Origin of the sequence: Neisseria polysaccharea (assembly GCF_963392925.1) — a bacterium.
In the GTDB taxonomy this organism is placed as follows: Bacteria; Pseudomonadota; Gammaproteobacteria; order Burkholderiales; family Neisseriaceae; genus Neisseria; species Neisseria polysaccharea.
In genome coordinates this window covers 15,246-38,054 of sequence record NZ_CAUJNZ010000008.1, presented here as the reverse complement: position 1 = coordinate 38,054, position 22,809 = coordinate 15,246, and the positions used below count along the sequence as shown (strand labels likewise).

21 protein-coding genes are annotated in these 22,809 nt (G+C 51.7%); 7 read left to right on the top strand and 14 right to left on the bottom strand.

Annotation, left to right across the window (positions count from 1 at the left end; translation table 11 throughout):
- Positions 1-12 precede the first annotated feature (12 nt).
- From RDY34_RS06365 to lolA, 4 genes are all read right to left on the bottom strand, one after another.
- The gene (locus tag RDY34_RS06365) at positions 13-543 is read right to left on the bottom strand and encodes a gamma carbonic anhydrase family protein (protein WP_308074752.1); all 531 of its coding nucleotides are present in this window, start codon (positions 541-543) and stop codon (positions 13-15) included.
- A gap of 40 nt (positions 544-583) precedes the next feature.
- Positions 584-1,630: a glycosyltransferase gene (locus RDY34_RS06360; RefSeq protein WP_308184492.1), complete on the bottom strand. Its 1,047-nt coding sequence runs from the start codon at positions 1,628-1,630 to the stop codon at positions 584-586.
- 131 nt (positions 1,631-1,761) lie between these two features.
- A complete protein-coding gene (locus RDY34_RS06355; protein WP_096107862.1) occupies positions 1,762-2,901 on the bottom strand; it encodes a polyamine ABC transporter substrate-binding protein in 1,140 nt (379 codons plus the stop codon).
- Positions 2,902-3,173: 272 nt separating this feature from the next.
- Positions 3,174-3,797, bottom strand: a complete 624-nt coding sequence (gene lolA, locus RDY34_RS06350; protein ID WP_002232177.1) for an outer membrane lipoprotein periplasmic chaperone LolA — start codon at positions 3,795-3,797, stop codon at positions 3,174-3,176.
- Positions 3,798-4,114: 317 nt separating this feature from the next.
- Between lolA and RDY34_RS06345 the strand changes: the two genes are divergently transcribed.
- Genes RDY34_RS06345 through RDY34_RS06335 form a run of 3 tightly spaced genes read left to right on the top strand, consistent with a single transcriptional unit; the run spans position 4,115 to position 6,666 of the window.
- Entirely contained in the window at positions 4,115-4,942 is an 828-nt protein-coding gene (locus RDY34_RS06345; protein ID WP_308074362.1) for a ferritin-like domain-containing protein, read from the top strand.
- 45 nt (positions 4,943-4,987) lie between these two features.
- Entirely contained in the window at positions 4,988-5,950 is a 963-nt protein-coding gene (locus RDY34_RS06340; protein ID WP_308073455.1) for a cation diffusion facilitator family transporter, read from the top strand.
- Between the two features lie 53 nt (positions 5,951-6,003).
- Entirely contained in the window at positions 6,004-6,666 is a 663-nt protein-coding gene (locus tag RDY34_RS06335) for an HAD family hydrolase (protein ID WP_308073457.1), read from the top strand.
- A 63-nt stretch (positions 6,667-6,729) separates the two neighbouring features.
- Here RDY34_RS06335 and ppsR read toward each other — a convergent pair whose 3' ends face one another.
- A complete protein-coding gene (ppsR, locus tag RDY34_RS06330; RefSeq protein ID WP_308073458.1) occupies positions 6,730-7,551 on the bottom strand; it encodes a posphoenolpyruvate synthetase regulatory kinase/phosphorylase PpsR in 822 nt (273 codons plus the stop codon).
- Between the two features lie 411 nt (positions 7,552-7,962).
- Here ppsR and ppsA point away from each other — a divergent pair, with 411 nt between their 5' ends.
- A complete protein-coding gene (gene ppsA / locus RDY34_RS06325; RefSeq protein WP_308073460.1) occupies positions 7,963-10,347 on the top strand; it encodes a phosphoenolpyruvate synthase in 2,385 nt (794 codons plus the stop codon).
- A 219-nt stretch (positions 10,348-10,566) separates the two neighbouring features.
- Positions 10,567-11,826 carry a transcription termination factor Rho gene (rho, locus tag RDY34_RS06320; RefSeq protein WP_003753988.1) on the top strand — a complete coding sequence of 420 codons (1,260 nt, stop codon included), beginning with the start codon at positions 10,567-10,569 and terminating at the stop codon, positions 11,824-11,826.
- An 89-nt stretch (positions 11,827-11,915) separates the two neighbouring features.
- Here rho and RDY34_RS06315 read toward each other — a convergent pair whose 3' ends face one another.
- The 9 genes from RDY34_RS06315 to yajC form a co-directional block, all read right to left on the bottom strand.
- Positions 11,916-13,211 (bottom strand): NAD(P)/FAD-dependent oxidoreductase, encoded by a 1,296-nt coding sequence (locus RDY34_RS06315; RefSeq protein ID WP_308074416.1) that lies wholly within the window; start codon positions 13,209-13,211, stop codon positions 11,916-11,918.
- Between the two features lie 125 nt (positions 13,212-13,336).
- Positions 13,337-14,224: an ABC transporter permease subunit gene (locus RDY34_RS06310; protein ID WP_304670607.1), complete on the bottom strand. Its 888-nt coding sequence runs from the start codon at positions 14,222-14,224 to the stop codon at positions 13,337-13,339.
- On the bottom strand, positions 14,224-15,189 hold the full coding sequence (locus RDY34_RS06305; protein ID WP_304670606.1) for an ABC transporter permease subunit: 966 nt from the start codon (positions 15,187-15,189) through the stop codon (positions 14,224-14,226). The genes RDY34_RS06310 and RDY34_RS06305 overlap by 1 nt, the downstream gene beginning before the upstream one ends.
- A gap of 15 nt (positions 15,190-15,204) precedes the next feature.
- Positions 15,205-16,329, bottom strand: coding sequence for an ABC transporter ATP-binding protein (locus tag RDY34_RS06300; RefSeq protein ID WP_304670605.1), 1,125 nt, complete (start codon positions 16,327-16,329; stop codon positions 15,205-15,207).
- Positions 16,330-16,605: 276 nt separating this feature from the next.
- The gene (rpsO, locus tag RDY34_RS06295) at positions 16,606-16,875 is read right to left on the bottom strand and encodes a 30S ribosomal protein S15 (RefSeq protein WP_002217790.1); all 270 of its coding nucleotides are present in this window, start codon (positions 16,873-16,875) and stop codon (positions 16,606-16,608) included.
- A 78-nt stretch (positions 16,876-16,953) separates the two neighbouring features.
- Positions 16,954-17,088: a hypothetical protein gene (locus RDY34_RS06290; RefSeq protein ID WP_003753973.1), complete on the bottom strand. Its 135-nt coding sequence runs from the start codon at positions 17,086-17,088 to the stop codon at positions 16,954-16,956.
- The gene (gene secF, locus RDY34_RS06285) at positions 17,078-18,013 is read right to left on the bottom strand and encodes a protein translocase subunit SecF (RefSeq protein WP_003753972.1); all 936 of its coding nucleotides are present in this window, start codon (positions 18,011-18,013) and stop codon (positions 17,078-17,080) included. Before secF ends, RDY34_RS06290 begins: the two co-directional genes overlap by 11 nt.
- A gap of 3 nt (positions 18,014-18,016) precedes the next feature.
- Complete coding sequence (gene secD / locus RDY34_RS06280; protein WP_308073468.1) at positions 18,017-19,870, bottom strand: protein translocase subunit SecD; 1,854 nt, start codon at positions 19,868-19,870, stop codon at positions 18,017-18,019.
- A gap of 75 nt (positions 19,871-19,945) precedes the next feature.
- Positions 19,946-20,212: a preprotein translocase subunit YajC gene (yajC, locus tag RDY34_RS06275; protein WP_003753968.1), complete on the bottom strand. Its 267-nt coding sequence runs from the start codon at positions 20,210-20,212 to the stop codon at positions 19,946-19,948.
- Between the two features lie 129 nt (positions 20,213-20,341).
- Here yajC and RDY34_RS06270 point away from each other — a divergent pair, with 129 nt between their 5' ends.
- Positions 20,342-21,460, top strand: coding sequence for a histone deacetylase family protein (locus RDY34_RS06270; RefSeq protein ID WP_025456897.1), 1,119 nt, complete (start codon positions 20,342-20,344; stop codon positions 21,458-21,460).
- A gap of 204 nt (positions 21,461-21,664) precedes the next feature.
- Positions 21,665-22,729, top strand: coding sequence for a 2,3-butanediol dehydrogenase (locus RDY34_RS06265; protein WP_025456896.1), 1,065 nt, complete (start codon positions 21,665-21,667; stop codon positions 22,727-22,729).
- The last annotated feature ends 80 nt before the right edge of the window (positions 22,730-22,809 follow it).

The following is a 22,809-nucleotide window of genomic DNA, read 5'->3' as shown; positions in this document are numbered from 1 at the left end:
GCCGATGTGATTTCACATCCCGTACTGTTTCGACAGCTTCACATAATGCGCGGCGGAATATTTCAAAAAGGCTTTTTCCTCATCGGTCAGCACGCGCACCTGTTTGACCGGCGAACCGACATAAAGATAGCCGCCCTCCAAACGTTTGCGCGGAGGCACGAGGCTGCCCGCGCCGATCATCACTTCGTCCTCAATCACAGCATCGTCCAAAACGGTGCTGCCCATACCGACCAAGACGCGGTTGCCGATTCGGCAGCCGTGCAGCATCACTTTGTGCCCCACGGTAACGTCTTCGCCGATAACCAGCGGCGATCCTTCGGGTTTGGCGGCGGTTTTGTGGGAAACGTGCAGGACGCTGCCGTCCTGTATATTGCTGCGCGCGCCGACGGTGATGCTGTTCACATCGCCGCGCAACACGGCGCACGGCCACACGGAAACATCTTCGGCAAGCGACACTTCGCCGATGACGACGCAGGCTTCGTCTATCATACAGGTTTCGTGGATTTCGGGCGTGCGGTTTTGGAAAGTTCGGATTGCGTTCATTTTTCCTCCTTCGGTAAGATGTATATTGTTAAAGGATTTATTAAACATTCCCCCTGATTGCTTTTAAAATCCTGCCTGTAATATCGACTCCGAATAATGTGATTATCGGGAATATCAGCTTATATATCAACTTATTAGACTTTAACAGCATAAACCTTAAATGATACGCCCTTCTTTTTATACCAGCATCGCACTCTATATTTTTACTCGTCATTATGAAAAGCAAAACGAGATATTCGTAGGAAAGAAAAGAATAAAGATAACTTGATATATCCCTATTAAATTCCATTTCCGCATTTTTCTCCAAAATATATAATAATGACTTTATACTTTTTTCCGAAACAGTTCCCGTAATAGAATCTTTTCTTCCCTGCCGATAATAGTAATAACAACCGTCCAAATAAGAAAAAGTTGTTGCAGCATTAAATAATCTCATTGACCATTCGATATCTTCAGAATAAATTCCCTTTTCAAAAAACAGTTTTTCTTTAATAATCAATTCTCTTTTTATAATCTTATTCCACGCCGAACCCGGAAATTTTCTAAATCGGCATAATCCTTTCAAAACTTCGACTTTGGATTGATTGAGTATTTTTTCAGGCTGATAATCTTCGCCAAAATATGAAACACTTCCCTTATCATATTTAACTGCATTTAAAAAAACCACATCCGGCATATCAATATCATCTTTACTAAGAAAATCCAGCAAGACCTGACAATTAATAAAATCATCCGAATCAATAAAGACTATATATTTTCCGTTTGAATTTTTTATTCCGGTATTTCTCGCCTCCGACAATCCTTGGTTATCCTGATATATATATTTGATATTTGGTATCCGGTGTTTGTTGTTTGTTGTTTGTTGTTTGTTGTTTGTTGTTTGTTGTTTGTTGTTTGTTGTTTGTTGTTTGTTGTTTGATATTTTATCTATATATTCATAACATATATCTTCACTTCCGTCTTTTGACCCGTCATTCACAAGGATAAGTTCGACATTTTCATTACTTAATATAGGTTCTATGGAATTTAGACACTCTTCCAAATAACTCTCGACATTATAAATAGGAACAACGATACTTAAATCCATATCTTTCTCATTTTACTAAATAATTTTAATCTTAACCCAATCATAACCGGCAGGCGGGGAAACGCCCCCTGTTTGATAACGGACGCGCCGTTTCCTGCCGCCCGAAAGGTTTCAGACGGCAGGGATTCCGGTTATTTGCCCGCTTTGAGACCTTGCCACAGCTTCACGCCCAGTTTGGCGGATTCTGCGGATTTGGGCGATACGATGAAACTTTTTTCCATCAGTTCTTTGTTCGGGAAAATCGATGGATCGTTTGTGTATTTAGCTTCCATCAAATCACGCGCGGGACGGCTGGCGGGCGCGTAGGTAACGAAGCTGCCGTTTTTCGCCGCCACCTCGGGCCGGAGCGTGTAGTCGATATAGCGGTGGGCGTTGGCAACGTTTTGCGCGTCACGCGGAATCATAAAAGAATCCACCCACACGCCCACGCCGGTTTTCGGGGTCAATACTTTGATTTCCACGCCGTTTGCGGCTTCTTCGGCACGGGTTTTGGCAATGTTCAAATCGCCGCCGTAACCGATGGCGGCACACAGGTTGCCCGCCGCCATATCGTCGATATAGCCGGAAGAGCTGAAGCGTTTCACGTCGCCCCGGACGGCTTTCATCATATCGACGGCGGCTTTGATGTCTTCGGGATTCTCACTGTTGGGGTCTTTGCCCAAATAGTGCAACGCCAAGGGAATCTGTTCGATTGCGCTGTCGAAATAGCTGATGCCGCAGGATTTGAGTTTGGCGGTGTATTCGGGTTTGAACACCAAATCCCATTCGTTTTCGGGCAGCTTGTCCGTACCCAATGCCTTTTGCACCTGCCGCGTGTTGATTGCCAAGGTGTTGATGCCCCAGAAATAGGGGACGGCGTATTCGTTGCCCGGATCGACGGCTTCCATCATTTTCAGCAAATCTTTATCGATGTTGCCGTAATGGGGAATTTGCGCCTTGTCGATTTTCTGATACGCGCCCGCTTTGATTTGCCGGCCGACGTTGGCGATGGACGGCGCGGTCAGGTCGTAGCCGGATTTGCCGGTCAGGACTTTTGCCTCCAGTGTTTCGTTGCTGTCGTAATAATCGGAACGCGTCTTGATGCCGGTTTCTTTTTCAAAGGCGGCGACGGTTTCGGGATCGACATAATCCGACCAGTTATAGATATTGAGTTTGCCCGATTGTCCGGCTTCGGGCTTGGCGGAGGGGGTTTGGGCGGCGGTATCGCTTCCGCCGCCGCACGCAGTCAAGGCGAGGCTCAGGATTGCCGCCGCCACCAGTGTTTTTTTCATGGTTTTCGACCTTTCGTTCAAAAATAAAAAACATTGCAGGGACGGCCGGGCCGCCTGCATCGGAAGCTGTGGGGGCGGCCGGTCGGCTTTCTTGGCCCTTGGTGCAGCAAGGTTTGCATTAAACGGCAAAAACAGCCGGGGCGCAACCGTTAATTTTCACGGGTTTGCCGTTCCGGTGCCCGATCGGGCGGTAATGCGGGACATTGTTCCGCCTGCGTAAAAATGCCGTCTGAAGCCTCGGCGGCTTTCAGACGGCATCGGGGCGGACGGCATCAGTTGCTCAACACGTCCACGCCTTTGGGCGGGGTAAACTTGAACGCGCCGCGCGAGAGTTGGGGATTGGTATTCAAACCGCCGAAACTGATGGAGGTTTGGTTGCCGAAGCTGTCTTTCAACTGCATGGCGGCGAGGTTGCCGCCTTTGAAGCCGATGCGGATGTATTGGTAGCCGGCGTTGTTGCGTTTGGGCGTTGCCAGCACATAATCGATGCCGTTGGACGAACCGTCCTCTTTCAGCGTGTAGCTGCTTTCGAGGGCGGTTTTGTTCGACAGGATGGCGGCGGGGCTGCCGCCTATGGCCTGGTCTTGGGACGACTTGGTCACTTGTGCCAAATCAACATCGTAGAGCCAAACGGTTTGACCGTCGCCGACAATAGTCTGTTTGTAGGGCGAAGTGTATTCCCATTTGAAGAGGCCCGGGCGCAGGATTTTGAACGTGCCGTGCGCGGTTTGGGTTTTCTTTTTGCTTTGGACGGTTTGGGTGAAGCTGCCGCTGATACCGTCGGCATCGTTGTTGAATTGCTTGAGCGCGTCCACCGCGCCCGCCTGTGCGGAAGCGACGGCGACGGTCAGGGAGCAAACGGCGAGGAATTGGAACAGGTTGTGCGGTTTCATCATTATTTTTCCTTGTTGGAAGGGATGTGGCGCCCAGTATCGATGTTACAAAATAACAATGCAAGCCGCTTATGGGCGGTTTACATTTTGCAAACAGTGTTTTCCAAGGGCTAATTTTTTGAAGATTCGGAATTTTTTCCTGCGGAAAAGACAATCGGGTTTCACAATTCTTTAATGTATGCCGACTGTTCAAACTGTGGTATTTCATGGTTTTTGACGCGCAACGCCAACGCGCAACGCCAAATTGTAAAGATTATATTCCTTATATTGTTTTTTTTAAACGCTATAATATTTGTTTTCCGAAAAACGGCGGACTTGGAATGAAACCTGATATTTATGCCTTGCTCGAACTTGCCCTGCTTTCAGACGACCCTGATGAAAAAGGACGGCTGACGGATGAAGCGTTTGCCGCCGTTCAGAACATGGACGGGGCTGAGGCAGACGCCGCGCCGCTGGACTTCCGCCACGCGGGACGGCCGTCTAAGCCTGTTTTGGTCGCGCCGTCGCAACTGACGCCGCGCAAGATGAACACGACCGAAGGTTATGCGGCGATGCTGCACGCGATTGCACATATTGAGTTCAACGCCATCAATCTGGCTTTGGACGCGGCATACCGTTTCCGCACGCTGCCGTTTCAGTTTTTACGCGACTGGGTGCGGGTGGCGAAGGAAGAGGTGTACCATTTCCGCCTGATGCGCGAACGGCTGCGCGCTTTCGGCTTCGATTACGGCGACTTCGAGGCGCACAACCATTTGTGGGATATGGCGTACAAAACCGCCTACGACCCGCTGTTGCGTATGGCGTTGGTACCGCGCGTGTTGGAGGCGCGCGGGCTGGACGTTACGCCGGGGATACGCGCGAAGGTGGAGCAGCGCGGCGATTCGGCAACCTGCGGCGTGTTGGACATCATTTACCGCGACGAAGTGGGCCATGTCGCTATCGGCAACCATTGGTATCAACACCTCTGCCGCGAACGCGGTTTGGAACCTGTCGCCCTGTTCCGCAGTCTGATTGCCCGTTACGATATGTTTATCTTCCGCGGCTATGTGAACATCGAAGCGCGCGAAAAAGCCGGCTTCAGCCGCTTCGAGCTGGATATGTTGGAAGATTTCGAGCAGGGTTTGAAACAAGGCAAAAAGGTCGTCTGAAAACCCCGAATCCGGATTTTCAGACGACCTCTGTTGAGGAACGTTATGTCGACTCACCATCACGAACACCATCATCACGCACACGCCCACACGCATACTGCCAACAAAAAAGTATTGCGCGTGTCGTTCATCATCATCGCCGCCTTTATGCTGCTGGAGGCGGTCGGCGGCTGGCTGACCCACTCGCTCGCGCTGCTTTCCGACGCAGGGCATATGTTCAGCGACGCATTTTCCTTGGGCGTGGCATTGTGGGCGTTCAAACTCGGCGAAAAAGAAACCACGCTGCAAAAGACCTTCGGCTACAAACGTTTCGAAATCCTCACCGCTATGTTCAACGGCTTGTCGCTGGTGGTCATCGCCGTGCTGATTTTCTACGAAGCCGTCAAACGCCTGCTTTATCCGCCCGAAATCGCCACGCTGGGGATGCTCGTCATCAGCGTCGTCGGGCTGCTGGTCAACATCGGCGTGGCGGTTTATATGCTGAAAAACAGCGACACAGAAGCCAACGTCAACATGCGCGGCGCGTATCTGCACGTTTTAAGCGACCTTCTCGGCTCAATCGGCGCGATTGCCGCCGCCGTACTCATGATGGCGTTCGGCTGGAAATGGGCGGATCCGCTCGCCAGCGTGTTCGTTGCCGCGCTGGTCGGACGCAGCGGCTGGAGCCTGCTCAAACAAACGCTGCACATCCTGATGGAAGGCGCACCGGAAAACATCCACACCGACGACCTGCTCGCCGTCATCCGCAACACCGACGGCGTCAAATCCGTCCACGACTTACACGTCTGGACGATTACCAGCAATATCAACGTCCTATCCTGCCACATCGTCGTGGACGGCAGCATGACCGTTGCCGAATCCGAACAAATCGCCTACCGCATCGAACACGAGTTGTCCCACAAAAACATCGGACACTGCACCATCCAAATCGAAAGCGAACACCACCCGCACAAAAACGAGATTTTGTGTTCGCCCTATGCAGAAGCACATCACAGCCACAGCCATTAAACCAACAAGGCCGTCTGAAAACCTTTCAGACGGCCTCCACCAAAGGAAAACACATGATACAAGCCGTATTGTTCGACCTCGACGGCACGCTCGCCGACACCGCCCTAGACCTCGGCGGCGCACTCAACACCCTGCTCGCCCGCCACGGACTGCCAGCAAAAAGCATGGACGAAATCCGCACCCAAGCCAGCCACGGCGCGGCAGGACTGATCAAACTCGGCGCAGGCATCACCCCCGACCACACCGACTATGCCCGATGGCGCACCGAATACCTTGACGAATACGACAGCCGCTACGCCCAAGACACCGAGCTCTTTGACGGCGTAAACGAACTCATCGCCGAACTCGGAAAACGCGGCATCAAATGGGGCATCATCACCAACAAACCCATGCGCTTCACCGACAAACTCGTCCCCAAACTCGGCTTCATCACCCCACCCGCCGTCGTCGTCAGCGGCGACACCTGCGGCGAACCCAAGCCCAGCGTCAAACCCATGCTGTATGCGTGCGGACAAATCCACGCCGACCCGCAACACACACTCTACATCGGCGATGCCGAACGCGACATCCAAGCAGGCCGCAACTCCGGTATGACGACCGTCCTCGCCGAATGGGGCTACATCTCAGATGAAGACGATACCGACTCATGGCAACCCGACTACCGCATCGCCACACCGATCGAACTAATCGGCTGCCTTAACAAAAAACAGGTATAAAAATGCCGTCTGAAAACCTTTCAGACGGCATTTCCCACATTTCGGTACAACCTCGACACCACATCAGAACCTACGCTTCAACTTGCACGCCTGAAGGATGTGCACAGCAAGCTCTTCCACCGATTTATCCGTCGTATTCGCAAACGGAATCCCATGCCGTCTGAACATACTCTGCGCGTCCGCCACCTCGCTGCGGCATGTATCGATTTTGGCATAAGTTGAATTCGGGCGGCGTTCTTGGCGGATGGCCTGCAGGCGTTCGGGCTGAATGGTGAGGCCGAACAACTTGTCTTTGTAAGGTTTGACCATACGCGGCAAATCACTGGATTCCAAATCATCGGGAATCAACGGATAGTTGGCTGCCCGAATGCCGTATTGCAACGCCAAATACAGGCAGGTCGGCGTTTTGCCCGAACGCGATACACCCATCAAGATTACATCCGCTTCCTGAAGGTTCTTATCGCTGACCCCGTCGTCGTGGTTCAATGAGAAATTCACCGCCTCCATACGCGCATCATAACGCTTCGTATTACCGATACTGTGATGCCCCTGTTCGGCGGCAACCGCCTCGGTATTGAGTTCCTTTTCCAAAAGCCCGAGGAAGGTTTCAAAAAAATTGATGTGGAAAGCGTCTGCCTGTTTGATGATTTCACGGATTTCGTCATCAACCACACTGACAAACGCAATAGGACGCTGACCGTTTTCCTGCCGGCTCCGATTGACCTTCTCCACCACTGCGCGCGCCTTTTCCGGCGTATCGACAAACGGGTGCGTATGGCGTTTGAACGACAGATTGCCAAACTGGTTCAGCAAAGCCTCGCCGATATTCTCGGCAGTCAGACCGGTACGGTCGGAAATGTAAAACACATGGCGCGGACTGCTCATCTTCCATCCTTAAAACACAGGTTTAAAACCCCATCATAACAGCAGCGGCAGACACAAGGAAAGCACCCGCAGCACACCTACCTCGGATTACACCCAAACAGGCACAATATAATTTTAAAATAAAATTATCTAGATAAAGTATTTTTTGGCAGAAAATTTTAAAAAATGAACAAAAAAATCAAACAGAAAAAACATTAACCTATTTAAACCATCTGTTTTACAAAGAAAATACCCAAAAAAAGAAACGTACCGGCTGCAAGTTTCAAACCGCTACACACGCCGAAACCGCAATTTTTCAGACGGCATCATGATTTTAAAACGGATAAAACACATGACAGCAGAGGAACGAATCGCTTAAAATAAGCACGCGGATTTGTTTCTTTTTTAACATATTTTGGATTGGACACACAAATGGCCGACAACTACGTAATCTGGTTTGAAAACCTGCGTATGACAGATGTTGAACGCGTGGGCGGTAAAAACGCCTCGCTGGGTGAAATGATTAGTCAGCTGACCGAAAAAGGCGTTCGCGTCCCCGGCGGCTTTGCCACCACGGCCGATGCCTACCGCGCATTCCTCGCACACAACGGTCTGAGCGAACGCATTTCCGTCGCACTGGCAAAATTGGATGTCGAAGACGTTGCCGAACTGGCACGCGTCGGCAAAGAAATCCGCCAATGGATTTTGGACACGCCCTTCCCCGAACAGCTCGATGCCGAAATCGAAGCGGCATGGAACAAAATGGTTGCCGATGCCGGCGGCGCGGACATTTCCGTTGCCGTACGCTCTTCCGCAACCGCCGAAGACCTGCCGGACGCATCATTTGCCGGACAACAGGAAACCTTCTTGAACATCAACGGCTTGGAAAACGTTAAAGAAGCGATGCGCCATGTATTCGCCTCCCTGTACAACGACCGCGCCATTTCCTACCGCGTCCACAAAGGCTTCGAACACGACATCGTCGCCCTTTCCGCCGGCGTTCAACGCATGGTGCGTTCCGACAGTGGCGCATCAGGTGTGATGTTCACCCTCGACACCGAATCCGGCTACGATCAAGTCGTCTTTGTTACCTCCTCTTACGGTCTGGGCGAAAACGTCGTACAAGGCGCGGTCAACCCGGACGAATTTTATGTGTTCAAACCTACGCTCAAAGCGGGCAAGCCCGCCATCCTGCGTAAAACCATGGGTTCGAAACACATCAAAATGATTTTTACCGACAAAGCCGAAGCCGGCAAATCGGTAACCAACGTCGATGTCCCCGAAGAAGACCGCAACCGCTTCTCCATTACCGACGAAGAAATCACCGAGTTGGCACATTACGCGCTGACCATCGAAAAACACTACGGCCGCCCGATGGATATCGAATGGGGACGCGACGGCTTAGACGGCAAACTCTACATCCTGCAAGCCCGTCCCGAAACCGTAAAATCCCAGGAAGAAGGCAGCCGCAACCTGCGCCGCTTCGCCATCAACGGCGATAAAACCGTATTATGCGAAGGCCGTGCCATCGGTCAAAAAGTTGGACAGGGTAAAGTACGTCTGATTAAAGATGCTTCCGAGATGGATTCCGTCGAAGCCGGCGACGTACTCGTTACCGACATGACCGATCCGGATTGGGAACCCGTGATGAAACGTGCTTCCGCCATCGTTACCAACCGCGGCGGCCGCACCTGCCACGCGGCGATTATCGCGCGCGAACTGGGCATTCCTGCCGTTGTCGGCTGCGGCAATGCAACCGAATTGCTGAAAAACGGTCAAGAAGTTACCGTATCCTGTGCCGAAGGCGATACCGGCTTCATCTACTCCGGCCTGCTGGACGTACAGATTACCGATGTTGCCTTAGACAATATGCCCAAAGCACCGGTTAAAGTCATGATGAACGTCGGCAATCCCGAACTCGCATTCAGCTTCGCCAACCTGCCCAGCGAAGGCATCGGCTTGGCGCGTATGGAATTTATCATCAACCGCCAAATCGGCATCCACCCGAAAGCCTTGTTGGAATTTGACAAACAAGATGACGAATTGAAAGCGGAAATTACCCGCCGCATCGCCGGCTATGCATCCCCTGTCGACTTCTACGTCGATAAAATCGCAGAAGGCGTGGCGACATTGGCCGCATCGGTTTATCCGCGTAAAACCATCGTCCGTATGTCCGACTTCAAATCCAACGAATACGCCAACCTGGTCGGCGGCAGCATCTACGAACCGCATGAAGAAAACCCGATGTTGGGCTTCCGTGGTGCGGCGCGTTATGTCGCCGAGAGCTTCAAAGACTGTTTCGCCTTGGAATGCAAAGCATTAAAACGCGTCCGCGATGAAATGGGCTTGACCAACGTTGAAATCATGATTCCGTTCGTCCGCACCTTGGGCGAAGCCGAAGCCGTTGTCAAAGCCCTGAAAGAAAACGGTTTGGAACGCGGCAAAAACGGTCTGCGCCTGATCATGATGTGCGAGCTGCCGAGCAACGCGGTATTGGCGGAACAATTCCTGCAATACTTCGACGGCTTCTCCATCGGCTCGAACGACATGACCCAACTGACCCTCGGTCTCGACCGCGACAGCGGCTTGGTGTCCGAATCGTTTGACGAACGCAACCCTGCCGTCAAAGTGATGCTGCACCTTGCCATCTCCGCCTGCCGCAAGCAGAACAAATATGTCGGCATCTGCGGTCAAGGTCCGTCCGACCATCCGGACTTTGCCAAATGGCTGGTTGAGGAAGGTATCGAAAGCATTTCCCTGAACCCGGATACCGTCATCGAAACTTGGCTGTATTTGGCGAATGAATTGAACAAATAATCAATGCCCATACCCCCGAGCCTGAAAAGCGCGGGGGTATTTTTTTCCAAGCAGCTCCGTTCAGACGGCATTTCCTGCCGATGCCCCGTCCGCGATAATATTTGACACCCACGCGCCGACTGCCTACAATTCCCCCTTCTCCGAGCAACCGGCAACGGTCAGCTTCTTCTTTCAGACGGCATCTGCCTGTCTTTTTCCTCTTCAAAATACATCATTATTATGCACGTCTCCGAATTACAAACCCTGCACATTTCCAAACTCTTAGAATTGGCGGAAGAACACGGCATCGAAAACGCCAACCGATTCCGCAAACAAGACCTCGTATTTGCCATCGTCCGCCAGATGATGAAAAAAGGCGAGGGTTTCACCTGCTCCGGCACGCTTGAAATCCTGCCCGACGGTTTCGGCTTCCTCCGCAGCGCGGACACCTCCTATCTTGCCGGACCCGACGACATCTATGTCTCGCCCACCCAAATCCGCCGCTTCAACCTGCATACGGGCGACACCATCGAAGGAAGCGTCCGCGTCCCCAAAGACAACGAACGCTATTTTGCCCTAGTCAGGCTTGATACCATCAACGGCGACCACCCGGAAGTATGCCGCCATAAAATCCTGTTTGAAAACCTGACCCCGCTGTTTCCGACCGAACAGTTGAAGCTGGAACGCGACTTAAAGTCCGAAGAAAACCTTACCGGACGCGCCATCGACCTGATTTCGCCCATCGGTAAAGGTCAGCGCGCTCTCTTGGTTGCCCCGCCCAAAAGCGGTAAAACCGTGATGCTGCAAAATATTGCCCATGCCATTACCGCAAACTATCCTGAAGTCGAGCTCATCGTCCTCTTGATTGACGAGCGTCCCGAAGAAGTTACCGAAATGAGCCGCTCCGTCCGTGGCGAAGTAGTTTCCTCCACCTTTGACGAGCCGGCTCAACGCCACGTCCAAGTTGCCGAAATGGTGCTTGAAAAAGCCAAGCGTATGGTGGAACACAAAAAAGACGTGGTCATCCTACTGGATTCGATTACCCGCCTTGCCCGCGCCTACAATACCGTCGTCCCCACCTCGGGCAAAATCCTGACCGGCGGTGTCGATGCCAACGCGCTGCACCGCCCCAAACGTTTCTTCGGTGCGGCGCGCAACGTGGAAGAAGGCGGTTCGCTGACCATCATCGCCACAGCATTGGTTGAAACCGGCAGCCGTATGGACGATGTGATTTACGAAGAATTCAAAGGCACCGGCAATATGGAATTGCACCTTGACCGCCGTATGGCGGAAAAACGTCTCTTCCCCGCCATCAACATCAACAAATCCGGCACGCGCCGCGAAGAGCTGCTTGTGCCGAACGACCAGTTACAACGTATGTGGCTCTTACGCAAATTCCTGCACCCGATGGACGAAATCGAGGCAGCCGAATTTTTAATCGGAAAAATCAAAGCCTCTAAAAACAATGATGATTTCTTTGAACTGATGCGCGGAAAATAAACACACCGTACGGCATTCAAAAAATGCCGTCTGAAACTTGGAAAGCAGGCTTCAGACGGCATTTTTATGCATTTGCCGTTCCCTAATACTCAACGGCTGTCTTTCCACTGATAATATTTCGAGCCGAGGAAAGAACCGAGTTTGCGCAAAAACGGTTGCAGGATAATATTCGGCTGGCGCAACTGCTCAAACGGCTTCAGACGGCATTCGTCCCCTAAAATTGCTTCGGCAACCGCCAGACCTGCAATGCCTGTTATCGCCATCCCGTGTCCGGAATAACCTTGTGCATAAAAAACATTTGCGGCCAAACGTCCGAAATGCGGGACAAGGTTGGCGGTAATGTCGCACTCCCCGCCCCACGAATATTCGATTCTAACATCGGCAAGCTGCGGAAAAACTTTAAGCATGTCTTGGCGGACAAGCTCGGTCATACGCGCAGGATCGTCGATAAATTCATGGTCTTTACCGCCGAAAAGCAACCTGCCGTCCGCACTGAGGCGGTAATAGTCCAAAATATGGCGGTTGTCGCATACTGCCATATTGTTACGGATAAGCCCTTTTGCGCGTGCACCCAAGGGTTCGGTGGCAATAATAAAGGTGCTAACGGCAATCGCCTTGCGTTCCAAAGGCTGGAATATCGGGTTCAAACCGGCATAAGTATTGACGGCGTACACCAGATTTTTGCATTCGACGCTGCCTTCGGGCGTGTAAACCAGCCAACTGTTTTGATGCGGCTCGATGCGCGTCATCGGGGACTGCTCGAAAATCTGCGCGCCGGCTTCGGCAGCGGCGCGGGCGATGCCCAAAGTGTAATTGAGCGGATGAAGGTGTCCGGACAAGGGATCGAACTGTGCGCCTTGGTACATATCGCTGTCGAGTTGCTGCTTCAGTTCAGTGTTATCCCAAAGTTGATAATGAGTTGCACCGTAATATTTTTGGGCGTGCTCATGCCATTGTTGCAATTCTTCCCAATGTTGCGGACGAACGGCAACCGTGGCATAACCGCGTTGCCAATCGCAATCGATGGCATGTTTGCGGACGCGTTCGTCCACCAGTTCGACCGCCTGCAAAGACTGTTGCCAAAACCATTGCGCCTGCTCCAAACCGACCTGTTTTTCAATTTCCTCCATACCGCAGGCGTAGTCGCTGATAACCTGACCGCCGCTCCTGCCGGACGCGCCGAAGCCGATACGAGCGGCTTCCAACACAACCGTTTCATGTCCCTGCTCCGCCAAGGGTAGTGCAGTGCACAAACCACTCAAACCGCCACCGATGATACAGGTATCGATTTTCAGACGGCATTGAAGTTTCGGATAAACAGTATGAGGATTAACCGAACTAAAATAATAAGAAGGCAGATATTCTTGAAAATCAGGACGAATCATTATGTTTACTTTATCAGGTGTATTTTCAGACGGCATGATATGGTTTGCCGTACCATGCCGTCTGAACGGGAAATTACTTTAAGAAAACAGGCTGACCTGATAATGCGGTCAGCCTGCCCTGTCGGTCAATGCGCTTTCTCAGCAGCCAGTTTTTCCTGGCGGTAGGCTTCTGCCGCTTCTCGGTCACGCCTAGTCGCCTGCCTCATCATCCAATAATTGACGATGATGACCAATGTTCCGATGATGCCGATCAGGATGGTTGCCAAAACGTTCATCTGCGGATCGAGACCCAACTTGATCTTGGAGAAAATCACCTGCGGCAATGTAGAAGAACCAGGACCGGAGAGGAATGAGGTAATCACCAAGTCGTCCAGCGACAGGGTAATGCCGAGCAGGAAGCCGGAGGCAATCGCAGGCGCAATCAGCGGCAGGGTAATCACGAAAAAGATTTTCAGCGGACGCGCGCCCAAATCCATTGCGGCTTCTTCGAGCGACTGGTCAAGCTCGACCAGCCGCGAACGGATGACAACGGTAATGTATGCCATGCAAAGCGTGGTATGTCCTAAGAAAATAGTGAAAAAGCCTCGATCAAAATAAAGCGATTGCAGCAATTCGCTACCTTGCAGAAACATCTGCACCTGAATAATCAGGAGCAGCATAGACAGACCGGTAATCACGTCGGGCATCACCATAGGTGCGGAAATCATACCGGCAAACAAGGTACTGCCGCGGAAACGTTTGATACGCGCCATCGCATAGCCCGCCAGCGTACCCAAAACCACGGCGGCAAGCGAAGACACGACGGCAATACGCAGCGATAACCAAGCAGCTTCCAAGATGGTGTCGTTTTCCAGCAATGCGCCGTACCACTTGGTCGAAAAGCCGCCCCAAACGGTAACGAGCTTGGATTCGTTAAACGAATAGACAACCAAAACGACCAGCGGGATATACAGAAACGCCAGCGACAGTGCCAACATCAGTTTCAGGAACCAAGATAATCGGGATTTTTGCATTATTTGGCTCCTTCTTCCAATTCGCGGTTTTCATAATGCTGGAACAGCGCAATCGGCACGACCAGCAGCGCAACCATCACGACGGCGACGGCGGAAGCCAGCGGCCAGTTGTTTTGATCGAAGAATGCCTGCCACAAGACTTTACCGATCATCAAGTTTTCAGAACCGCCGACCAGCTCGGGAATCACGAATTCACCGACTGCTGGAACGAAAACCAGCATCGAACCTGCAATAATGCCGGTTTTCGACAAAGGCAGGGTAATCATCAAGAACGACTTGACCGGTCCCGCACCCAAATCGGAAGCTGCTTCGAGCAGGCGGCTGTCCAGTTTCACCAGCTGCGTGTAAAGCGGCAGAATCATAAACGGCAGATAGGCGTAAACCATCACCAAATTGAGCGAAAAGGCATTGTAGAACAAATCCAAAGGCTCGCTGATAATACCCATTTTAATCAACATATTGTTGACGATGCCGTTATGTCCGAGCAGACCCATCCACGCATAGACGCGCAACAGGAAAGATGTCCAAAAGGGCAGCATAATGGCAAGCAGCAAACCATTACGGACAGAAGGATTGGCACGAGAAATCGCATAGGCGGTCGGATAACCGACCAACAGGCAAATCACTGTCGTCATCAATGCGGTTTTGATTGAAGACCAGTAGGTCATCAGATAGATATTGCTGTTTTCACCGTCGCCGAAGGGGTTCAGGGTATTCCAGAAATTTTGGAAAATATCGGCATAGTTTTGATAACTGATGGCGATATTCAGACGACCTAAATCTTCATCGATGCTGGTCAACGGCGTAAACGGCGGAATGGCGATTTCTTGTTCGGCAAAGCTAATTTTCAGCACGATGGCGAACGGAATCAGAAACAGCACCAAAAGCCAAATATACGGCACGGCAATCACCGCACGCTGACCCGGGCGGCGGAACAGTTTGTTTTTCAGTTTTTTAAGGTTCATCTCACTCCCCTTAAATCAACGGAACAACGGAGTCGGTTGGTTTTCCGGCCAGCTGATATACACGGTTTCTTCCCAAGTCGGCGGCGTGATGTTGCGCACATACCAGTAAGGTGCAGGAACTTGGCTTTTGATGACACGGCCGTTGGCGAGTTTGATATGGTATATGGCGAAGCTGCCCAAATAGGCAATTTCTTTTACCGTACCTTTCGCCCAGTTATAATCGCCCAAATGATCAGGTTTTTCTTTATATAAATCAATATCCTCTGGTCGAATGCTAACCCAAAGGTCCTGCTCGCTCGGGCCGCCCAAACCATGATCGATACGGACGTGGTTTTCCAAACCTTCGCATTCGATGACGGCATAATCCGCATGATCTTCAATCACCACACCGTCAAAAATATTGGTTTCGCCGATAAACTCGGCAGTAAAGCGGCTGTTGGGATAGTCATACACATCGCTGGGTGTACCGACCTGTTGCAACTGACCGTCGGACATAATGGCGATGCGGGTCGCCATCGTCATCGCCTCTTCTTGGTCGTGCGTAACCATAATACAGGTTACGCCGACTTGTTCCAGCGTATTGACCAACTCAAGCTGGGTTTGTTGGCGCAATTTTTTGTCCAACGCGCCGAGGGGTTCGTCCAACAACAGGATTTTCGGGCGTTTTGCCAAACTGCGCGCCAATGCGATACGCTGCTGCTGACCACCGGACAATTGGTGCGGCTTACGCTTGGCGTATTTGGTCATCTGAACCAGACGCAGCATTTCTTCCACGCGCGCGGCGATTTCGTCCTTAGGCATTTTGTCCTGCTTCAATCCGAAGGCAATGTTCTGCTCCACCGTCATATGCGGAAAAAGCGCGTAACTTTGGAACATCATATTGATGGGGCGGTCATAGGGTGCAAGTTTGGTAATATCCTGACCATCAAGGATAATTTTTCCCTGATTGGGACTTTCCATACCCGCCAGCATACGCAGCAGCGTGGATTTACCGCTGCCGGAGCTGCCCAAAAGGGCAAAGATTTCGTGTTGATAAATGTCCAAGTCGATGTTATCGACAGCGTAATTGTCACCAAACTTTTTCACCAAACCTTGGATTTTGAGATAAGGTTTGGCTGAAGACGCAGTGGTTGCGGTCATAATGGCAATACTCCAATAAAAAGACGAGTACCGGCAAAACGGATTTTCGAATGGGTGATAAAAAGCTGTTTGATTGCTGGCGGGAGTCGCAACGTCTGATGCCGTCTGAAACTCTTGTGAAGCGCACGGGCAGCATGAAATGGAACAGGATTCCAAAGAACTTTGTATTATATTAGTTTATGCGGTTTTCGGGCAATAAATATGGATTTGAACTTGTCGGAAAGCAACAGAAAAGAAAACACCGCCCATTTTTCTGGGCGGTGTCGGAAAGCGCAATTATTTACGCAGACCCAAGCGGGTAATCAACGCACGATAAGTATCGGGTTGGGTACGGCGCAAGTAGGCCAACAAACGGCGGCGTTGGCTAACCATTTTCAGCAGACCACGACGACTGTGGTGGTCTTTGGGGTTGGCTTTGAAGTGGGGGGTCAGGTCGTTGATGCGGAAAGTCAACAGGGCGACTTGCACTTCAGAAGAGCCGGTATCACCTTCTTTGCGTTGGAAATCTTTAACGATTTGTGCTTTTTGTTCTACGGTCAGTGCCATAATGAAAACTCCAAAAATATAAGAATCCCCATAGGGATTCAGACAAGTTTGCCAAGCCTGAAGACAACGGCAAACTCCCTATTCCTGAAACAGGAACGGCGCATTATCACACAATTTTTGCTGTTCTGCACGATATTTTGCGATGTCGGCGAAATGCCGTCTGAAAACGGAGACATCTTCCGGTTTCAGACGGCATTTGACATCAGACCACAATTTCTTCCTTCTGTTTCGCTTCCTTGGCGATATTGTCGCGGCTCAAACCGAACATCAGCAAGAGCGGGCTAGCAACCAATACGGAAGAATAAATGCCGAACACGATGCCGATGGTCAACGCCATAGAAAAGCCGTGCAAGGCCGCACCGCCGAACACCAGCATAGAAACAACCATCGCCTCGGTCGAACCGTGGGTAATGATGGTGCGGCTCATCGTTGCGGTAATCGCGTTGTCGATGACTTCCGGCACGGTATGTCCGCGCATCGCCGGCTTGCGGAAGTTTTCACGGATACGGTCGAAGACGACGACGGATTCGTTCACAGAATAGCCCAATACGGCAAGAATACCCGCCAAGACGGTCAGCGAAAATTCCCATTGGAAGAAGGCAAAGCAGCCGAGAATAATCACGATGTCGTGCATATTGGCGATAATGGCAGATACGGCAAAACGCCACTCAAAACGCATCGACAGGTAAATAATGATGCCGATAACGACAAAACCTAAAGCCATCAATCCATTACTTACCAATTCCTCACCGACTTGCGGGCCGATAAATTCGACTTGGCGCAAAGTAACATCGGGACTGTCTTTTTTCAGCAAATCTATAACCTGATTGGACAACTGTGCGGAAGTAACACCTTCTTTGTTCGGCAGGCGGATCATAATGTGTTTGTTCGTACCCAATGCCTGAACCTGTACATCACCCATTTTCAGCGTATCGAGGCGTTCGCGCATCTTATTGACATCCGCACCCTGCTGATATTGGACTTCCATTACCGTACCACCGGTAAATTCGACAGAGAAATTCAGACCTTTGGTCACCAAGAAGAACACGGCAGCGATAAACGTAACCAACGAAATGAAGGTTGTCAGTTTGCCGTAGCTCATAAACGGAATATCGCGTTTGATTTTAAAGAGTTCCATAGCTTACTCCTTACCTGCCGCAGTTTCGGCTTCAGGTTTCCATACCGCACCGATGGAAATGTTCTGCAATTTGCGTCTGCGTCCGTACCACAAATTGACCAACGCACGGAATACGACGACAGACGAATACATCGAAGTCAGAATACCCAAGCAGTGTACGACCGCAAAACCGCGTACCGGACCGGAACCGAATACCAAAAGCGCGATACCGGCAATCAGCGAAGTCAGGTTCGAATCGACAATGGTCGCCCATGCGTGTTGGAAACCGAGATTGATTGCCTGCTGCGGCGGCACACCGGCACGCAGTTCCTCTCGGATACGTTCGTTAATCAAGACGTTGGAGTCGATTGCCATACCTAAAGTCAACGCCAGCGCGGCAATACCCGGTAACGTCAACGTTGCCTGCATGGCAGACAAAATACCGATTAGAAACAGTATGTTGGTACTCAATGCAATGGTAGAAAAGAAACCCATCAGACGATAGTAAACCACCATGAATGCAGCAACGATGGCAAAACCCCATAAAGTCGAATGGAAGCCTTTTTCGATGTTCTCCTTACCCAAAGACGGACCGATGGTACGTTCTTCGACAATCTGCATCGGTGCGGCAAGAGAACCGGCACGCAACAGCAAAGACGTATCGTTGGCTTCGGCTGTCGTCATGCTTCCGGAAATTTCCACGCGTCCGCCGGTAATGGCAGTACGGATAACCGGCGCGGTTACAACCTCGGATTTTCCTTGGTCGATCAAAACCATCGCCATGCGTTTGCCGACATTTGCGGCAGTCAGTTCGCCAAAAATGCTGCCACCCGCGCTGTCCAAGCTCAGACTGACGGCAGGTGCGCCCATTTGGTCGAAACTCGGTTGCGCATCGTTGATGTTGTCGCCCGTCAGCTCGACCTGTTTGCTGATTAGCAGAGTTTCGGGACGATCTCCGCCGCTTGAAAGCAACTCATAACCGCTCGGCACGTTGCCTTCCAATGCCTCGCGCAACTTGGCAGGATCGTCCTCCACCATGCGGACTTCCAAAGTCGCGGTACGGCCGATGATGTCTTTTGCCTTGGCAGTGTCTTGCACACCGGGAAGCTGCACGACGATGCGGTCGGCACCGGACTGCTGGATGACGGGTTCGGCCACGCCCAACTCGTTCACACGGTTGTGCAGGGTAGTGATGTTCTGTTTGACCGCATCGGAACGTACTTTATTCACCGCCTCTTCCGAAAGCGTCAAGACGATATTGCTGCCGTCTGAATTCAGCGTTGCTTCAGGAAACAGCCTGCGCAACTGCGGCAGTGCCTTTTGCACATCACCTGCATCCTGCAAAGGGATGGTCAAACTGTTTTCAGTCTGGCGTACCGTACCGCTGCGGATTTTTTCGCGGCGCAGTTCGCGGCGGATGTCGCCCGAATAACGTTCAAATGTTTTCTGCATCGCCGCTTTCATATCGACCTGCATGGTGAAATGCACGCCGCCGCGCAGGTCCAAACCCAAAAACATCGGATTGGCTTTGATTTTCGCCATCCATTCGGGGCTGTCCGCCAACAGGTTGAGCGCGGTAATATACCCTTCGCCCAAAGTGTTTTCGATGATGTCGCGTGCTTTCAATTGCGTTTCAGTGTCTTTGAAACGCACTTTCAACGAATTGTCGACGACAAACATCCCATCTGTCTGAATACCTGCCTGTTTCAGTGCGGCATCTACTTTAGACTGGGTTTGATCATTGATAACAATAGCTTGTCGGTTGGTCGATACCTGTACAGCAGGCGTTTCACCAAAAAGGTTGGGCAGCGAATAAACAGCCGCAACCACAATCGTAAACGCAATCAGCAGGTATTTCCATAAAGGATAACGGTTCATGATAAACCTTTGCTTTATTTATAAAGGCAAACAGCCGCACTCGGAAAATGAGGCGGCTTTCCTAAAAAAACGGGATTATTCGGCTTTTGCGGCAATCGCGTTGCGCTCAACTTCCACTTCAATTTTCGCACCTTGGCCGATATCGACAGTATAGAATTGCTCGCCTACTTTGGTTACACGTCCTTTAAAACCGGCAGCCAAAACAACTTTGTCGCCGATCTTCAAAGCAGCCAGCATCGCTTGGTGTGCTTTGAATTTCTTTTGTTGGGGGCGCATGATCAGGAAGTAGAACACCACCATAATCAACACCAAAGGAGCAAATTGTGCAACAGCTTGATTCATAATTTATCCGTTCTTTCTAATATGGTTGAAAATCGAGCGGGGTATATAATAGCATAAGACCGTAAACAATATATCGGGTTTGCTGCCCATACCCAACCGTATGCCGTCTGCAACCCCTTTCCCGAACCCATGCCGCTAACCCGCCTGTTCCTGAAACTCTACGCCCTGCTGCGCCTTTTTTTGGGCAAAAACGCCCAGACCGCCTGGCTTTTCCACCCCGCCTGCACCGGACACGAACCCGGAGTAAACCATCCCGATTCGCCCGACCGCATCCTCTGCATCGAGCAGGCATTGCGCCGCGCCGGTATTTGGCAGCACCTCCAAACCGTAGAGGCGGAAGAAATCAGCGATACGCGCCTTGCACTTGTCCACTCGAGCAAATATCTGAACCGTTTGGAATCTTGCCTGCCCCAAAAAGGCAAGATTTTCCGCCTGGATGACGACACTGCAATCAGCACAGGCTCGCTGTCTGCCGCACGCTTTGCCGCCGGTTCGGCAGTTCAGGCAGTCGACATGGTCATGAACCGCAAAGCATGGCATGCCTTTTGCGCCGCCCGCCCGCCCGGACACCATGCAGGCAGCGGCAAAGCCGGCGGATTCTGCCTGCTGAACAACGTTGCCGCCGGCGTCATGCATGCCATTGCCGAATACCGCCTGAAACGCATTGCCGTCATCGATTTCGATGTCCACTACGGCGACGGTACGGCAGAAATATTCAAAGACGATCCGCGCATCCTGTTTTTCAACCTGTTTGAAACCGACCTTTTCCCCTTCCCCGAAAACAACGATATGCCCGACGGCGGCAATATGGTGCACCTGCCCTTGCCGCCGGGAACGGGCAGCCGCGCATTCCGCGAAGCCGTCCGCAGACAGTGGCTGCCCCGGCTTGCCGCATTCAAACCCGAACTGGTGCTGCTGTCGGCAGGATTCGACGCACACCGTCTGGACGAATCGGGCAGGCTCAACCTGCACGAGGCGGATTTTGCCTGGCTGACACACAAAATCATTCAGACGGCATCCAGCTGCTCCGGCAAAATCGTATCCGTACTCGAAGGCGGCTACACCCTTGAACCTCTGGCACAATCTGCTGCCGAGCATATCCGCGTGCTGGCAGGGCTGTGCAAATCCGATGCCGCAACCGCCTATCAGAAAACACTGTATCCAACAAAAAAACGGTTTGCCAAACCGAAAACCGGACAGGTGCGCCAACCTACCCAATCCGACCGTTACGATATAAATGCCGTCTGAAGCCGATTCGGTTTTCAGACGGCATCATTATTTGACCTGACGCAAACAGAAAGCCTTCCGCGTGCTTAAACACATCTCTTGTAGTAAAATAACATCTAAACAGATTCAACCGGAAACGGTCAGGCTTCTTCACGCCATTCCCATTTCAACCGCCGTCCGACATTTTTCAGACGGCATTCCTACTTGAAAACAAGGAGCGTTACAATGAAAGCAGCACGTTTTTACGATAAAGGCGATATCCGCATCGAAGACATCCCCGAACCGACCGTCGCCCCCGGCACCGTCGGCATCAATGTCGCGTGGTGCGGCATCTGCGGCACCGACCTGCACGAATTTATGGAAGGCCCGATTTTCATCCCGCCCTGCGGTCATCCGCACCCGATTTCCGGCGAGTCCGCTCCCGTAACGATGGGACACGAGTTCTCCGGCGTGGTCTATGCCGTCGGCGAAGGCGTGGACGACATCAAAGTCGGTCAACACGTCGTTGTCGAGCCTTACATCGTACACGACGACGTACCGACCGGCCCGGGCAGCAACTACCACCTCTCCAAAGACATGAACTTTATCGGCTTGGGCGGCTGCGGCGGCGGTCTGTCCGAAAAAATCGCCGTCAAACGCCGTTGGGTGCATCCGATTTCCGACAAAATCCCGTTGGATCAAGCCGCTTTGATCGAACCGCTGTCTGTCGGACACCACGCCTATGTACGCAGCGGCGCGAAAGAAGGCGATGTCGCATTGGTCGGCGGTGCAGGCCCGATCGGTTTGCTGTTGGCTGCCGTGCTGAAAGCCAAAGGCATCAAAGTCATCATCACCGAGTTGAGTAAAGCACGCAAAGACAAAGCGCGCGAATCCGGCGTTGCCGACTACATCCTCGACCCGTCCGAAGTCGATGTTGTCGAAGAGGTGAAAAAACTGACCAACGGCGAAGGCGTGGACGTGGCATTCGAATGTACCAGCGTGAACAAAGTGTTGGATACTTTGGTCGAAGCCTGCAAACCTGCCGCCAACTTGGTTATCGTATCCATCTGGAGTCACCCCGCCACCGTCAACGTCCACAGCGTCGTGATGAAAGAGCTGGACGTGCGCGGCACCATCGCCTACTGCAACGACCACGCCGAAACCATCAAACTGGTCGAAGAAGGCAAAATCAACCTCGAGCCTTTCATCACCCAGCGCATCAAGCTGGACGAACTGGTTTCCGAAGGCTTCGAGCGTCTGATCCACAACAACGAATCCGCCGTTAAAATTATTGTGAATCCAAACCTGTAAGCAAATTACATTTGCAACAGCACAAATGCCGTCTGAAACGCTCAGACGGCATTTTCCAACGAAACGCAACAGGCGTATTG